Annotated in this window: 16 protein-coding genes; 11 read left to right on the top strand and 5 right to left on the bottom strand. The window is 44.0% G+C overall.

The genetic code is table 11. From position 1 onward, the window contains the following. Positions 1–14: 14 nt before the first annotated feature. From EP58_RS11315 to ccpN, 4 genes are all read right to left on the bottom strand, one after another. On the bottom strand, positions 15–1,385 hold the full coding sequence (locus EP58_RS11315) for an L-cystine transporter (protein ID WP_036093483.1): 1,371 nt from the start codon (positions 1,383–1,385) through the stop codon (positions 15–17). 825 nt (positions 1,386–2,210) lie between these two features. Beyond that, the gene (gene ppdK / locus EP58_RS11310; protein ID WP_036093482.1) at positions 2,211–4,847 is read right to left on the bottom strand and encodes a pyruvate, phosphate dikinase; all 2,637 of its coding nucleotides are present in this window, start codon (positions 4,845–4,847) and stop codon (positions 2,211–2,213) included. Between the two features lie 25 nt (positions 4,848–4,872). Next, complete coding sequence (locus EP58_RS11305) at positions 4,873–5,676, bottom strand: pyruvate, water dikinase regulatory protein (RefSeq protein WP_036093481.1); 804 nt, start codon at positions 5,674–5,676, stop codon at positions 4,873–4,875. A 13-nt stretch (positions 5,677–5,689) separates the two neighbouring features. Beyond that, positions 5,690–6,307 (bottom strand): transcriptional regulator CcpN, encoded by a 618-nt coding sequence (gene ccpN / locus EP58_RS11300; protein ID WP_103034847.1) that lies wholly within the window; start codon positions 6,305–6,307, stop codon positions 5,690–5,692. Between the two features lie 157 nt (positions 6,308–6,464). On the opposite strand from ccpN, the gene EP58_RS11295 reads away from it, so the two are divergent. Then, positions 6,465–7,553 carry a low temperature requirement protein A gene (locus EP58_RS11295; protein ID WP_036093480.1) on the top strand — a complete coding sequence of 363 codons (1,089 nt, stop codon included), beginning with the start codon at positions 6,465–6,467 and terminating at the stop codon, positions 7,551–7,553. A gap of 42 nt (positions 7,554–7,595) precedes the next feature. On the opposite strand, the gene trhA is transcribed toward EP58_RS11295, so the two are convergent. Further along, positions 7,596–8,225 carry a PAQR family membrane homeostasis protein TrhA gene (gene trhA / locus EP58_RS11290; RefSeq protein ID WP_036093479.1) on the bottom strand — a complete coding sequence of 210 codons (630 nt, stop codon included), beginning with the start codon at positions 8,223–8,225 and terminating at the stop codon, positions 7,596–7,598. Between the two features lie 234 nt (positions 8,226–8,459). Between trhA and EP58_RS11285 the strand changes: the two genes are divergently transcribed. From EP58_RS11285 to EP58_RS11240, 10 genes are all read left to right on the top strand, one after another. Continuing rightward, positions 8,460–9,296, top strand: a complete 837-nt coding sequence (locus EP58_RS11285) for a DegV family protein (RefSeq protein ID WP_036093752.1) — start codon at positions 8,460–8,462, stop codon at positions 9,294–9,296. 14 nt (positions 9,297–9,310) lie between these two features. Then, positions 9,311–10,102, top strand: coding sequence for an SGNH/GDSL hydrolase family protein (locus EP58_RS11280; protein WP_036093749.1), 792 nt, complete (start codon positions 9,311–9,313; stop codon positions 10,100–10,102). A 15-nt stretch (positions 10,103–10,117) separates the two neighbouring features. Beyond that, complete coding sequence (locus EP58_RS11275) at positions 10,118–10,723, top strand: YpmS family protein (protein ID WP_236637253.1); 606 nt, start codon at positions 10,118–10,120, stop codon at positions 10,721–10,723. 17 nt (positions 10,724–10,740) lie between these two features. Then, positions 10,741–11,262 (top strand): peptide-methionine (S)-S-oxide reductase MsrA, encoded by a 522-nt coding sequence (msrA, locus tag EP58_RS11270; protein WP_036093477.1) that lies wholly within the window; start codon positions 10,741–10,743, stop codon positions 11,260–11,262. A gap of 6 nt (positions 11,263–11,268) precedes the next feature. Beyond that, positions 11,269–11,706: a peptide-methionine (R)-S-oxide reductase MsrB gene (msrB, locus tag EP58_RS11265; protein ID WP_036093476.1), complete on the top strand. Its 438-nt coding sequence runs from the start codon at positions 11,269–11,271 to the stop codon at positions 11,704–11,706. A gap of 199 nt (positions 11,707–11,905) precedes the next feature. Further along, complete coding sequence (locus tag EP58_RS11260; protein WP_052171446.1) at positions 11,906–12,811, top strand: Gfo/Idh/MocA family protein; 906 nt, start codon at positions 11,906–11,908, stop codon at positions 12,809–12,811. Between the two features lie 21 nt (positions 12,812–12,832). Next, on the top strand, positions 12,833–13,069 hold the full coding sequence (locus EP58_RS11255; RefSeq protein WP_036093474.1) for a YozE family protein: 237 nt from the start codon (positions 12,833–12,835) through the stop codon (positions 13,067–13,069). 2 nt (positions 13,070–13,071) lie between these two features. Continuing rightward, a complete protein-coding gene (deoD, locus tag EP58_RS11250; protein ID WP_036093473.1) occupies positions 13,072–13,773 on the top strand; it encodes a purine-nucleoside phosphorylase in 702 nt (233 codons plus the stop codon). Positions 13,774–13,806: 33 nt separating this feature from the next. Further along, positions 13,807–14,679 (top strand): M15 family metallopeptidase, encoded by an 873-nt coding sequence (locus EP58_RS11245; protein ID WP_103034846.1) that lies wholly within the window; start codon positions 13,807–13,809, stop codon positions 14,677–14,679. Between the two features lie 117 nt (positions 14,680–14,796). Next, positions 14,797–15,093, top strand: coding sequence for a metal-sensing transcriptional repressor (locus EP58_RS11240; RefSeq protein ID WP_036093471.1), 297 nt, complete (start codon positions 14,797–14,799; stop codon positions 15,091–15,093). The last annotated feature ends 17 nt before the right edge of the window (positions 15,094–15,110 follow it).

The raw sequence follows: 15,110 nt of genomic DNA, 5'->3' as shown, positions 1-15,110 counted from the left end.
TTTTATGCTTCTGCTTATGCTTCTGCCAATGTTGGTTCTTCTTCTTTTAGTTCACCGGTAGCTTTACTTGTGACAAGTCCGGCCACCATACTATCGCTTACGTTCAGCGCTGTACGGCCCATATCGATTAGTGGCTCGATCGAAATCAAGACACCAGCGAGTCCGATTGGCAAGTTCAGCGTGGAGAGCACGATGATTGCGGCAAATGTTGCACCGCCACCAACACCAGCAACGCCGAATGAGCTGATTGCAACAACAAGCACGACGGTTAAAATGAATTTCCACGAAAATGGATCAATCCCAGCCGCAGGAGCAATCATAATCGCAAGCATTGCCGGGTAAATCCCAGCACAGCCGTTTTGCCCGATAGATAAACCGAATGATGCCGCAAAATTGGCAATACCTTCTGGCACGCCTAATTTTTTCTGCGTATCAATATTCAGAGGAATCGCACCAGCACTCGTTCTAGAAGTGAAGGCGAACGTCAAAACGGGTAGTGATTTACGAATATACGTCATCGGGCTAGTTCCTGTGAAAGCGACAATCACGAGATGGATAACGAACATCGCGATAAGCGCTGCGTACGAAGCGAGCACGAAATTTCCGAGTTTTAAAATCGCGGACGTATCACTAAGGGCAACAGTACTTGTCATAATCGCAAAAACACCATAAGGAGTCAGGCGAAGAATCAGCTTCACGATACGAAGAATAATCGCATAAATCGCATCGACACCTTTCGCAAAAGTAGCGGCTTCTTCGGGTTGCTTGCGCTGTACACCGAGGAAAGCGGCGCCGATAAACGCTGCGAAAATAACGACGGCAACTGTGGAAGTCGCACGCGCACCAGTGAAATCAAGGAATGGATTAGCAGGCAAGAGCTCCACGATTTTTTGCGGGAACGATAGATCGCTAATTCCTGCAAATTTATCTTGAAGTTCCGTTGCACGAGCTGCTTCGGTTGCACCTTGTGAAATATTGCTAGCATCAAGATGGAATAAAAGAGCCGCCCCGATACCGACGAAAGCGGCGATGGCAGCCGTGATAACAAGCGTGCCGATAATCCACATACCAACTTTTGCGATATTGGTTTTTAGTTGAAGCCGTGTAAAAGCAGTGACGATGGAGATGAAGATAAGCGGGATGGCGATCATTTGCAGCAGTTTGACATATCCGCCGCCGATGATTCCTAGCCATTCCGTCGTTTGCGTTGTGACATCAGATGCCGCGCCATAAATAAATTGCAAGACGAAACCTGCGATAATACCGATACCAAGCGCTAAAAGCACCCGTTTTGAAAATGAAACATGACGCTTCGCCAGCCAGCCAAAAACGAAAATAATGATGGCCGCTACGACTAAATTAATAATTAAAAATGCTGTGTCCATGTAAAAAGTCCTCCCTTTTTTAACCCTAGAAATTATGAAAGTGTATAATTCCGATAAGATTTGTTGGTATTAGATTACATGGAAAAAGGAGGTTTGTCAAGGATGAAAAGCTGAAGAAGCCCGTTAGCCCCGAAAAAATTTGTTAGGGGGCGCAGTAAAAGTCCTCCTTTGACTTTTGCGGAGGCCACGAAAATTTCGAGGGGCTGGTAATAGGAAGGCAGTTTCATTGCATTCCACTTCATATTGAGGTTCTAAAAAAGCACACGACGCTTTTCAAGAACCACAACAAAGCTGGATCTGAAAGCGATGATAAGTCAAAACACGGAGCGTTCCCGCGAACAAGATTGCCAGATTATGAACGACTACCAAATCATTATTAGTCCTCCGTCCAGATTTATTGGCGCACAAGGAACGAATGCTCGCTTTGCTCGCACTCATATTGACACTCTAAGGAAACAAAATACGCTTCCTAAGAGTGTCAACAATCTCCGAGAGTCTGGTAATAGGAAGGCAGTTTCATTGCATTCCACTTCATATTGAGGTTCTAAAAAAGCACACGACGCTTTTCAAGAACCACAACAAAGCTGGATCTGCAAATGATGATAAGTCAAAACACGGAGCGTTCCCACGAATAAGATTGCCAGATTATGAACGACTACCAAATCATTATTAGTCCGCCGTCCAGATTTGTTGGAGTACAAGGAACGAATGCTCGCTTTGCTTACACTCATATTGGCACTCTAAGGAAACAAAATGCGCCATAAGCCCCTCAACAAAAACCCCCGACCAGCGATTTTCACATCACTACTCGGGGCTCTCATCCTCCTAAACGTTCACTTTCTCCCGCTCCTCCAAAATCGATGCCTGAGCCGCCGCAATCCGAGCAATCGGAATCCGGTACGGCGAGCAAGAAACATACTGCAATCCTAACCGATGGAAAAACTGAATCGATGCAGGATCGCCTCCATGTTCTCCACAAACGCCCATCTTAAGCGCTGGATTTGTCATCCGTCCTCGTTGCACCGCAGTTGTCACCAGCGCACCGACTCCTTTTTGATCAATCGATTGGAACGGATCTGTCGGCAAAATTTTCTGTTCTTGATACGCGTACAAGAATTTATTCGCGTCATCTCTAGAAAAACCAAACGTCAATTGCGTCAGATCATTTGTCCCAAAACTGAAAAACTGTGCTTCTTCCGCAATCTCATCTGCTGTAACGCATGCGCGAGGAATTTCAATCATCGTCCCAATATCGAATGGCAACACCAACTGTTCTTTTCGGAATATTGTTTGAATCGCTTCTTTCAGCTGGTTCTTAATAATCGCGATTTCTTCTCTGCTAGAAACGAGGGGGACCATAATCTCAGGGTATACCGCAATCCCTTCATCATGAATCTGAATCGCGCTTTCCATAATGGCTTCGGCTTGCATGATATAAATTTCTGGGAACGTGATAGCCAGACGACAACCGCGATGCCCAAGCATTGGATTCGTTTCTGCTAAATCGTGGACGCGCTGCTGAATTTCTTCAGCAGGTTTCCCAATTTCCCGAGCTAATTTTTCAATATCACGATCCGTTTTCGGTAAAAATTCATGTAGTGGTGGATCAAGCAGGCGAATATTTACGGGTTTTCCATCAGCAGCTCGGAAAATACCTACAAAATCCGTTTTTTGCATCTCTTTCAGATGGGCTAGGGCAATCATTCTTTCTTCTTTTGTCTCCGCGATAATCATTTGACGTACGTGTGGAATTCGGTCTTCTTGGAAAAACATGTGCTCTGTTCGGCAAAGCCCAACACCTTCCGCACCAAAATGCAATCCGACTTCCAAATCTTCAGGAGAATCTGCATTAACACGAATAATAAGCCTCTTCGTCTCATTCACCCAGCTCATCAGTTCTTCAAAATGACCACCGATTTCTGTCTCGACAAGTGGGATTTCACCGAGATAAATACTTCCAGTCGAACCGTTAAGTGAGAGGAAATCACCTTCCGTAAGCGTAGCCGTCGCGCTTTGCATCATTTTTTTCGTTTCATCAATCGCAATCGCATCGCATCCCGCCACACAACATTTCCCCATACCTCGAGCAACAACAGCCGCATGCGATGTCATACCACCGTGTGCTGTCAAAATCGCCACACTTTTCGCCATGCCTTCAATGTCTTCGGGCGAGGTTTCGTTGCGCACGAGCACGACTTTTTCGCCACGTTCAGCGGCTTCAACGGCATCTTCTGCATTAAAATAAATTTGGCCGGTCGCAGCACCCGGAGAAGCTGGCAGGCCAGTTGCAAGTGACGTCGCGGCACGCAAACTCGCTTCATCAAAAGAAGGATGGAGTAGCTGATCAATTTGAGCCGTATCGATCCGCATAATCGCTTCCTCTTTTGTCAATTTCCCTTCATGCACAAGGTCCACCGCAATGTTGATTGCCGCTTGCGCCGTCCGCTTCCCATTTCGCGTCTGCAGCACAAACAGTTCGCCTTTTTCAATGGTGAATTCAATATCTTGCATGTCCAAATAATGCAGTTCAAGCAAGGCAGCAACGTCGAGCAATTGTTTGTAAACCTCAGGCATCGTATCTTCCAAATGTGAAATCGGCTCTGGCGTCCTAATCCCGGCAACGACATCTTCTCCTTGCGCGTTCAACAAATATTCACCGAAAAAGATATTTTCGCCTGTCGAAGGATTTCGTGTAAAAGCAATTCCTGTTCCGCTCGTGTCGCCAGTATTTCCAAACACCATCGATTGAATATTGACAGCGGTTCCAAGTTGATTATCAATGTGATGGAGGCGACGATAAATGGCTGCTCTCGGATTTTCCCAAGAATCAAAAACAGCGGTAATCGACAAGCGCAGTTGGTCGAAAGGATCCTGCGGGAAATCACGACCAGAAGCACTGACATAAAGCGCTTTATACGTAGCAATCAAGTCCCGCAAATCCTCGGCAGAAAGCTCTGTATCGAGCGTATAATTTTTCTGTGCTTTTAGATCAGTAAGCGCTTGCTCGAAACGGTAACTAGGAATTTGAAAAACGACATCGCCGAACATCTGGATAAAGCGGCGGTAGCAATCATAGCTCGAACGCGCGTCATTGGTGGCCTTTACAAGCCCAAGAATCGATTGATCGTTCAGTCCCAGATTAAGAATTGTATCCATCATTCCTGGCATCGAAAAAGGGGCGCCTGAACGTACGGAGATGAGAAGCGGATTCGTAGCATCGCCAAATTTCTTCCCAGTCTCTTCCTCCAAAATGTGTAGATGTGTCATCATTTCAGCATAAATATCGTCCGATAAGTATTGATGGTGCTCATTATAGTCTTTACAAGCCTCCGTTGTAATCGTAAAGCCAGGCGGGACGGGCAGTCCAATATTCGTCATTTCGGCCAAGTTGGCACCTTTTCCACCTAATAAGTACTTCATTTCCTTCGAACCTTCATTAAAATGATACACAAATTTTCTCAAAATAGTCACCTCTAACATTAGATTTTTATTTCACTTTTTCAATGATTAGGGCTGCAGTTTCTTCGATAGCTTTGTCCTCTACTTGAATGATACGGCACCCGAGTTGTTTAAAAATGCGATATCCGTAGTCGAGTTCCTCTAAAATCCGATTTTCACTAGAGTAACTGCTCGTTTCGTCTAAACCAATCGATTTTAGGCGTACTTTGCGAATGGCGGAGAGTTTTTCTGGACTGTTTGTCAGGCCGATAATGCGATTTCTTGGGATTTGGGTGAGTTCTGTTGGAATCGGCACCTCTGGAACGAGCGGGACATTGGCGACTTTGTAATTTTGGTTGGCGAGATAGCTGCTGAGCGGTGTTTTACTTGTGCGGGAAATGCCGATGAGTACGATATCTGCTTCCAGTAAACCTCGTGGATCCTTGCAATCGTCGTATTTAACGGCAAATTCGATAGCGGCGATTCGGTCGAAATAATGTTGATCAAGCCTGCGCATATTGCCGGGATCTTCCTTGGATTGCTGTCCGGTTTTTTGCTCGATAGCTTTGGTGAGATTGGACACAAGATCGATGCAGGGCATGTCGTGTTGTGCACAATAATCGCTGGAAATGCTGCCTAACTGCTTTTGCACTAACGTTTGGACGATAATCGCATCTGCTTTTCGGGCCTCTTCTAAAATTTCCAGCAACGCTTCTTCGTCTCGAACAAAGGCGTGGCGGCGGATATCAGCGCCACCTTCCAATGTAAATTGAGCAGTTGAAGCGCGAATAAGGTGTTGTGCGGTTTCTCCGATGGCATCTGAAATAACATAAATGATGACAGTAGACTTCATTTTTACCTCCGATTTATTCATTTTTGAACGTATCCACGAAAAGTTGCGTCAATCGTGTTTTAGAAACTTTTCCAATGGCTTTTTTGCCATCCATAACAGGCAAGGAGTCAATCTGATGAATCACGAGTTGTTGCGCTGCGTAGAGGGCAGAGTCTGTTTTTGTGACAGTTAAAATATTGGGCATCCGCGTCATAATCGTCGCAATTGGTGTCGCCTTTTTGTCGGTATCTGCAAGTGCACCTTTTAGCAAGTCTTTGCGAGAAACAATGCCGATCAGTTCGGTCGCCTCGATCACGTATAAACTACCAGTATCCTCTAAAAAAAGCGTGACAATCGCATCGTGAATCGAGGTTTCTTTCGTTACGAAAACTGGTGTCGTCATAATTTCGGCTACCTTCAGATGGCGAATATCTTCATAGATAGTAGGATTTAAATCGAGCCCCGAATAAAAATAACCAACTTTCGGACGGGCATCTAAAATACCAGTCATCGTCAAAATCGACAAATCAGCGCGTATCGTGGCACGCGTTAACTCCAGCGAACGTGCTATTTGGTCGCCTGTTGCGGGTTCGTTTACTTTTACAAATTCGATGATGGCTAGTTGTCGTGCTGAGAGCTTTATTTGGCTCACCTCATTTCGATATAGGATATGCTGTTTATTATATAGTATGACATAATAGAATGCAAATGTTTAATGTGTCATACTAATTAAAAATAAGAGTTCCTATTTTTGCTTCCGACGCAGAGCTTCGTTATAATTAGCGAAAGAAAAGGGAGGGCGATTTTTTGTGCCGAAGAAAGTAACGTGGCTGGAGCTATTTTTTGATTTATTATTTGTCGGGGCAATCGCGTCTGTCACGCATGTTCTGCTTTATATAGAAGATGGCGTGGTCGATGCGAGTGTTTTTTGGAAGTTTGTGCTGATGTTTGTGCCGTTATGGTGGGCTTGGACGGGACAGACGTTATTTATCAATCGCTATGGCAATGATTTGTTACCACAACGATTGCTTATTGGACTCGAAATCATGTTTGTATTATTAATGATTTCAAGCTTCAATATTCATTTTGATGAGACGTATATCACTTTTTTCATTGGTTATATCGGATTGAGGATGATTACGGCGATACAATATCTTTTTGCCGCAAAAAAAGAAAAAGCGGCTCGTCGGAATGTGGCGCTTTTTCTAGGGAAATATTTCTGGATGGGGATTTTCATATCTTCCATCTCGCTATTTTTAGATGGAGAATGGCGTTATATCATGCTTTACGCAGGAATTGTGCTGGATATTCTGGTACCGCTGATAGGGCGAAAGCGATTGCGACAAGTCCCGATTCACACGGAGCATTTATTGGAACGCTTTGGTTTATTCACGATTATTCTGTTGGGAGAATCGATTGTTGCGATTATTTCTGTGTTGTCGACGGAAGTGATGGACGCGGGCCTGATCTTTTATGCAGCCTGCGCGATTGTTTTGGTATTACTGATTTGGTGGCAGTATTTCGATAATCTGGAGAAAAAATTAGATAAGGAACAGCAAACAGCAGGGCAACTGATTATTTATGGACACTTATTCCTGTTTTTATCGCTCTCGACGACGGCGGCAGGTATCAAAATGCTTGTTTTGCCAGATATATCGTACCATTTCGTTGTTTTCTTCCTGTTTAGCTCGGTTTTGGTGTACGTTCTTGCTTTTTCAGGAACATTTCATCTATATCGGGTTCCAGAAGAACGGCTTGCGTGGATACATTTGGCGTTGTTTATCAGTTTAATCGTAGCCTTATTTGTTCTCGTTTGGTTCGTGGTGCTTTCTCCTGCGCTCGTATTATTGGTTTTATGTCTATTTTTCCTCATTTTTGGAATGATGACATCCAAATAAAGCAAACAAAGGCATCCACTTACGCGGATGCCTCTTTCAAAATTATACGTAAAACAAAATACAGAAATACATAAATCCAGTGCCAGCGATGACGAACAAATGCCAAATCGCGTGCATGTACGGAACTTTTGGAATGCTGTAAAAAACCGCGCCGACGGTAAACATGATTCCGCCGGTGACGAGCAACCAAAATCCGACTGGTTCCAGTGTTAAATAGAGCGGCTTAATGGCAATCATGACGAGCCAGCCCATCAATAGATAGAAAAGCGTCGAAACGAGTTTCCATTTTCCGAGCAAAAAGCATTTATACACGATTCCTGCTGCGGCAAGTCCCCAAATGACGCCGAATAATGTCCAGCCGAGCGATCCTTGTAGTGTGATCAAAACAAGTGGTGTGTAAGATCCGGCAATCAAAACGTAGATGGCGACATGATCCAAAATATTAAATAATTGTTTCGCTTTCCCTGGCTTGAAACTGTGTAGCATCGTCGAGCAGAAATACAATAACATCAATGAAATACCGTAAATTAAAAAACTGACTAAATAAATCGGGTTATCCCGCTGTACTGCGAAAACAATGAGCATCACTAGAGCCGGAATACTAAGTAAAAAACCAACGCCATGTGTGACCGCATTTGCGACTTCTTCTTTCCAATTGTACGCTTCGTGCATGTTTATCACCAAACTTTTCTGAAAAATTAAATTTTCTATTCTTGTTCTTATCATACGCCTTTTTCGAGAAAATAGAAAGTGAAAAAAAGCCTTGAAAGTTTAAGATAGTGTAAAGAATACCAAAACCATCGTTCTTAGGTACAACTTCCGCCTGATATTTAGCTATTAGAATAGTACTATTGTGATTTTCTTGCTATAATAGAAAGAAGAAATCTAGAATTGGATGTGGAAATAATGACAAAAATAAAAATTGTGACTGATTCAACAGCAGGATTAACGCCAGAAGAAGTGGCGAAATATAACATTCATATTCTACCGTTAACCGTCGAAATTGATGGAGAAACATACAATGCGACGGACATTGAGCCAGCTGAATTTATGGCAAAAATGGCAGCTTCGAAACAACTTCCTAAATCATCGCAACCAGCAATTGGAAATATTGTAGCCTTATTTGAGGAATTAACAGCGGATGGTAGTGAAGTATTAGCCATTCATTTAACGGAGAAACTAAGTGGTACGGTGTTAACGGCGCAACAAGCCGCAGATATGGTGGATGGCAAAGTAACAGTCATCGATTCGGATTACATCGCCCGTGCTTTGGCGTTTCAGGTTATTGAAGCGGCGAAAATGGCGCAAACTGGAACAAATACGGTAGAAGACATTTTAACAAAAATATCATCGATTCGCGCGAAAACAAAGCTTTATATTTGCGTTGTGACCCTCGAAAACCTCATTAAAGGTGGGCGTGTCGGCAGAATGCAGGGTATTATTGGAAGTCTCTTGAACATCAAGTTGATTGCCAAATTACAAGACGGCGCACTTGTTGAAGAAGCTAAGATTCGCAGTAAGAAAAAAACGATGGATTATTTAGTGGACGTGTTAAAAGCAGAAACGAAGAAGGTCAAGGAATTCAACGTGGTACACGCGAATGGGTTGCAGATGGCCGAAGAAATCAGAGCACATGCGAAAGAAATTTTCCACTTGCCGGAAGTATTGTTGTTAAATGCCGATTCGGTTATCTCAACACATGCTGGAAACGGCGCGTTTGCGATGATTTACTATACAGAGTAGGTTAGGTGAAGACGTTGAATAAGAAAAAATATTGGCTCGCGGGGATCGCTATCATCATCCTCGCGGCCATTCTTACCTTTTATTTTATCCAAAAAGAGCAGGAGAGAAAGCGTGAAGAAGCGCGTGTTTCGGTCCATCTTGTCGCGATGGGAGATTCGTTAACAGAAGGTTCTGGCGATGAGGAAAACGATGGCGGTTACGTCGGGATTATTAAGACCAAATTAGCCAAGCGTGAAGATGTGAGAAGTGTGACGACGGAGAACTATGGTGTCGGCGGTAATCGGGTGGACCAGTTGCTGAAACGTTTGGATACACAACCTGATTTTCAAGATGATGTGAAAGCTGCCAATGCGATTTCAATCACGATTGGTGGGAACGATGTGGTGAAAGTCATTCGTTCTAAATTATTGGATGCGAAGAAATCCGATTTTACGAAGGCGAATGAGAAATTTGACGCCAATTTGACGAAACTTTTGGATGACATTCGCGATTTGAATCCGGATGCGCCGATATACTTGTTTGGTATTTATAATCCGTATACGACTTATTTTAGCGAGATGAAGGTGCTTGACGATATTATTAGCGAGTGGAATGCCTCAACAAAAGAGACATTGGCAAAGGTGAATGATACGCATTTTATTTCGGTGAATAAGCAGTTGGAAGAGCGTTCTGCAACGAAAGAAGGAAAGGCAAATCCGAATCTTTCAGACGATTTGTTTCATCCAAATCATGCCGGCTATCAGAAAATGGCGGATGCTTTATACAAACAAATGGTGACATCGATTCAAAATGGAAATATAGAGTAGAGAAGGTGACGGCTGTTGAGGTCAAAAGATAAGCAAACAAACTACTGGAAATGGGCGTTTCTGACGTTTGTCGGGATTTTAATAATCAGCATTGGTTGGATTTATATGTCGATATTCTGGTTTTCGCCACATGTGCCGGAAGATGCGGGGCGGATGGTGAGCACGAAGGATATGGTGGAATTTCCAACATCAACGAATAAGGCGGATTTGAATGCTTTAATTGCGCATTATTTGCAGGATTTTCAGAAAGATAATGATGCGGATATCAAATATGACGTGTATTTAGCGGATGATGTTGTTTTTACTGCGGAGGCTCATTTTTTGGGACAGCCAGTGGATCTTGGGCTTAATTTTACGCCAACTTTGCGGAAGGATGGCGTGATTGTTTTGCAGCAAGTGGATCTGAGAATTGGGGCGTTACCGCTTCCGGTTTCTGTTGCGATGAAATATGTGCAGAATCAGGTGGAATTGCCGGATTGGGTAACGGTTTCGCCAAAACGTAAGAAAATTTATTTGGATATGAATAAATTGAAACTAAAAGGTGACATGCGAGTACGTGTGGATGCGCTTGATTTGAAGAAAGACGATATTTCGTTTACACTATTGGTACCGACGAAATAAGATGGGGAGGTAAGATAATGAGTGAAAAAGCAATTTTTGCGGGTGGCTGTTTTTGGTGTATGATTAAGCCGTTTGATACGCAACCAGGGATTGAGAGTGTTGTGGCGGGTTATACGGGTGGCCATACGGTGAATCCGACGTATAAAGAGGTTTGTAGTGAGACGACCGGGCACACGGAGGCTGTTGAAATTACGTTTGATCCGGCTGTTTTTCCATATGAGAAGTTAGTGGAGGTATATTGGCAACAGACGGACCCGACAGATGCTGGTGGTCAGTTTGTGGATCGTGGCTCGTCGTACCGTCCTGTTATTTTCTATACATCAGAGGAACAGCGCGTGATAGCGGAGAAATCGAAGGCCGGTTTGGATGCGAGTGGGCGTTTTAAGCGGCCTGTCGTGACGGAAATCGAGAAGGCTGGGCCATTTTATGTGGCGGAGGAGTATCATCAAGATTTTTATAAGAAGGATCCGAATCATTATAAGAACTACCGCAGTCATTCGGGACGTGACCCATTTATCGATGCCAATTGGAAAGGGTGATTTGCTGTGAATCAAGAGGAGAAAGCGAAACGGTTGAAAGAACTAGACGAATTGCAGTATCAAGTGACACAGAAAAACGGCACGGAAAGCCCGTTTAAAAACGAGTTTTGGGATAATAATCAGGCAGGGATTTATGTAGATATCGTGTCTGGTAAGCCGTTGTTTTCGTCGCTGGATCAATATGATGCGGGATGTGGTTGGCCGAGTTTTACGAAGCCGATTGATGCGCTTGAGGTGTTGGAAAAACGGGATTTGTCGCACGGGATGATTCGGACGGAGGTTCGCTCGGTGGATGCTGATTCGCATTTGGGTCATATTTTCCCGGATGGACCGCGTGAATCGGGTGGCATGCGTTATTGCATTAACTCGGCGGCGCTGCGTTTTGTACCGAAAGATGCGCTTGAAGAAGAAGGATATGGCGAATATTTACCGTTTTTTACGTGATAATTCATATTTTTAATGAAGTTTGGATAAAAGCTTGCGTAAAGCCGAGGACTTGCATACCACCTTATATATTGGGTAGGAGTGTACTTGGCTTTATGCAAATCGAGCGTATGTCCTATCTTCAGCATTGAATACCCCTGCTAAGTTGTGATAGAATTGGTAGGGGTATTAGTTTGTATTTTTTCGAGGAGGAATGACGATGCAAAAAATTGCTGTGCTTGGTTTAGGTGGGATTGCGCAGAAGGCTTATTTACCGGTGTTTGCGCATTTAGATAATGTGGAAGTGCATTTGTTTACGCGAGATTCTCAGAAGTTGAAGGCGATTAGTGAGAAATATCGTTTTCATAATACGCATCATTCGGTGGATTCGATGATTCGTGCGCAGGTGGATGCGGCGTTTGTACATACGTCGACGGCAAGCCATCCGGAGATTGTTCGTGCATTTTTGGAGGCTGGTATTCCGGTTTATGTGGATAAGCCAGTGGCGGATGATTATGAAACGACGAAGGAATTAATCGAGCTAGCGGAAGCGAAAAATACGTTATTGATGGTTGGCTTTAATCGTCGTTTTGCGCCTCGATATGCGGCTTTGGCGGAGAAAACGGATACGAATATGATCTTGATGCAAAAACACCGAAAAGCGCAGGCAAGTGAGCCTCGGGTATTTATCTTTGATGATTTTATTCATGTGGTGGATACGGTGCTTCATTTGTTGGACGCGCCAGTGGAGAAGATGACGGTTTTCCCGACGATGAGTGGGGATTTGTTATCAGCGATTACGGTGCAGTTTTTGGCGAATGGTCGGACGGCGACGGCGATGATGAACCGGGAAAGTGGTACGAGCGAGGAGCGTTTGACGGTATTTACGCCGGATGCGAAATGGGAAGTGGAGCATGTGACGGAGCTGCATGTCTATGAAGGAACGGGTCATTCAGTTGTGCGTTTCGGTGACTGGGAGACGACGCTTTATAAACGCGGATTCGAGTCGATTATTACGGACTTTTTGACTGCGGTACGTGAAGGTAAGGCGGAACCTGTTTCGAAAAAATCAGCGCTTGAAACACATCGGATTTGTGAAGAAATTTTACAGCATGTGCCGCGTTGACAAAAGAGAGGAATGGACAGCTTGGGACGATCGTTTTATCACTATTTAATGACTTATCGCGATACCATCAAACGTGATGCGGCGACGAAATTTGCGAATGATGCTTTTAAAGATCATAGTTTTCCGAAGCAGTCTACTGATTATTATGAGTTGTGTGAGTATTTGGAGCTTAATGCTTCGTATATTCCGAGCATGACGTTGTTTGATGATTTATGGGGTAACTATATTTTGGATGAAGAAAAAAATGGGAGGCGTTAAGATTGAGTATTCATATTGAGGCGAAACAAGGCGAGATTGCAGAAACGATTCTTTTACCGGGAGATCCGTTGCGTGCGAAATACATTGCGGAGACTTTTTTAGAGGACGTTATTTGCTTTAATGAGGTTCGTAATATGTTTGGATATACGGGGACATATAAAGGGAAGCGGGTATCGGTGATGGGAACTGGTATGGGGATTCCGTCGATTTCGATTTATGTGAACGAGTTGATTCAAAGTTATGATGTGAAAAATTTGATTCGTGTGGGTACGATGGGCGCGATTCAAAAAGACGTGAAGGTTCGCGATGTGGTGATTGCGCAAGCGGCTTCAACGGATTCACAAATTAATCGCAATACGTTTGCGGGCGTTGATTTTGCGCCAGTGGCTGATTTTGATTTGTTGAAAAATGCGTATGATGCGGGACTTGAAAAAGGCTTAGCGATGCGTGTGGGGAATGTTTTTTCATCGGATCGTTTTTATAATGAGCAGTTGGATAAGCAACAATTAGCGGATCATGGCGTGCTTGGAATCGAGATGGAAGCGGCGGCGCTTTACACGATTGCTCAGAAATTTGGGCGTAAAGCACTGGCGATTTTGACGGTGAGTGACCATATTTTTACTGGGGAAGAAACGACGGCGGAAGAGCGCCAAACGACTTTTAACGATATGATTGTGGTTGCGTTAGAATCTACGTTGAAGTAGGGAGAATCTAACGAAAGAAGGTTACAAAACAAGATGATGCATTTTATTTCATTCATGATAGCGCTGAGTTTGGCAGGTTTTCATACATCAGCTGATTATTTAGCGGGAGATATCGAGAAGCCAGCCGCGGAGACAGAAACGGCGAAAACAGACACGAACACAGAGGCGGAAAAAGAAACCGAAACAAAGACTGAAAAGGAAACGGGCGGTAAGGATTATCAAAATGATCCGCTTTATCCGTATATTGCCCAGCAGAATAAATTAGAGGAAAAAGATGGTGTTCAGTATATTACGAACCCGGAAAATATTTTGGTGCTTGCGAATAAAGAGTATTCGTTGCAATCTTCTTATTCACCACCTGATTTAGTGCGTCCGAATGTGACGTTCTCGTTTGGTGATGCGCAGGTTGAAAAAGCGCAGATGCGTAAGGAAGCGGGCTCGCAACTAGAAGCGATGTTTACGGCGGCGAAGCAAGATGGCTTAACGCTTTATGCTGTGTCGGGCTACCGTTCGTACAAGCGCCAACAGGAAGTTTTTAGTGCGGAAGTTGCTGCGAAGGGCGAGGCGAAAGCGAAGGAGGCTGTTGCTGTTCCTGGAACGAGTGAACATCAGACGGGTCTTGCGATGGATATTTCATCGCGTGATCAAGGGTTTAACTTGACAGAGGCTTTTGGTGAGACGCCTGAGGGGCAATGGTTACAGAAGAACGCGCATAATTATGGTTTTATTTTGCGGTATATGAAAGGCAAAGAAGCTGTGACGCAGTATCAATATGAATCTTGGCATTATCGCTATGTCGGGAAGGATGCGGCGACAATTATTTATGAGAATGATTGGACGCTTGAGGAATTTTTCCAGCATGTGCAGGCGTTGCAGAAGAAAATTGATGGTGGAACGGCGAAATAAGATGAGAGAATCTTCACGTGATGTGGGGGTTCTTTTTTTGTTAGAAACAAGTGAGTTGACTTATATACCCCCTATAGGTATAATGAAGATATAAAGTTGAGTGAAGGAGTGTTGGAGATGGCGCATGATAAACCAATTGTAGCAAGGTCTGAGGAGGATACGAAACAGGTGTTGAATCGTTTGCGGCGTGTGGAAGGGCAGGTTCGTGGGATACAGCAAATGGTCGAGGAAGATCGTTACTGTGTGGATATACTAGTGCAGATTTCGGCGGCTAATTCAGCGCTTAAGAAGGTTGGATTGCAGGTGTTGGAGCATCACGCGAAGCATTGTGTAGTGGATGCGGCGCAAAATGGTGAGTCGGATGAAGTGATGGATGAGTTATTGAAAGTGATACGGCAGTTTTCGAAAACGTAAATAAGTAAGGGGGTATT

Origin of the sequence: Paenilisteria newyorkensis (genome assembly GCF_000766145.1) — a bacterium.
Classification (GTDB): domain Bacteria; phylum Bacillota; class Bacilli; order Lactobacillales; family Listeriaceae; genus Listeria_A; species Listeria_A newyorkensis.
Note: the sequence above shows the minus strand (reverse complement) of the source record. Positions and strands in the feature narration are given on the sequence as shown.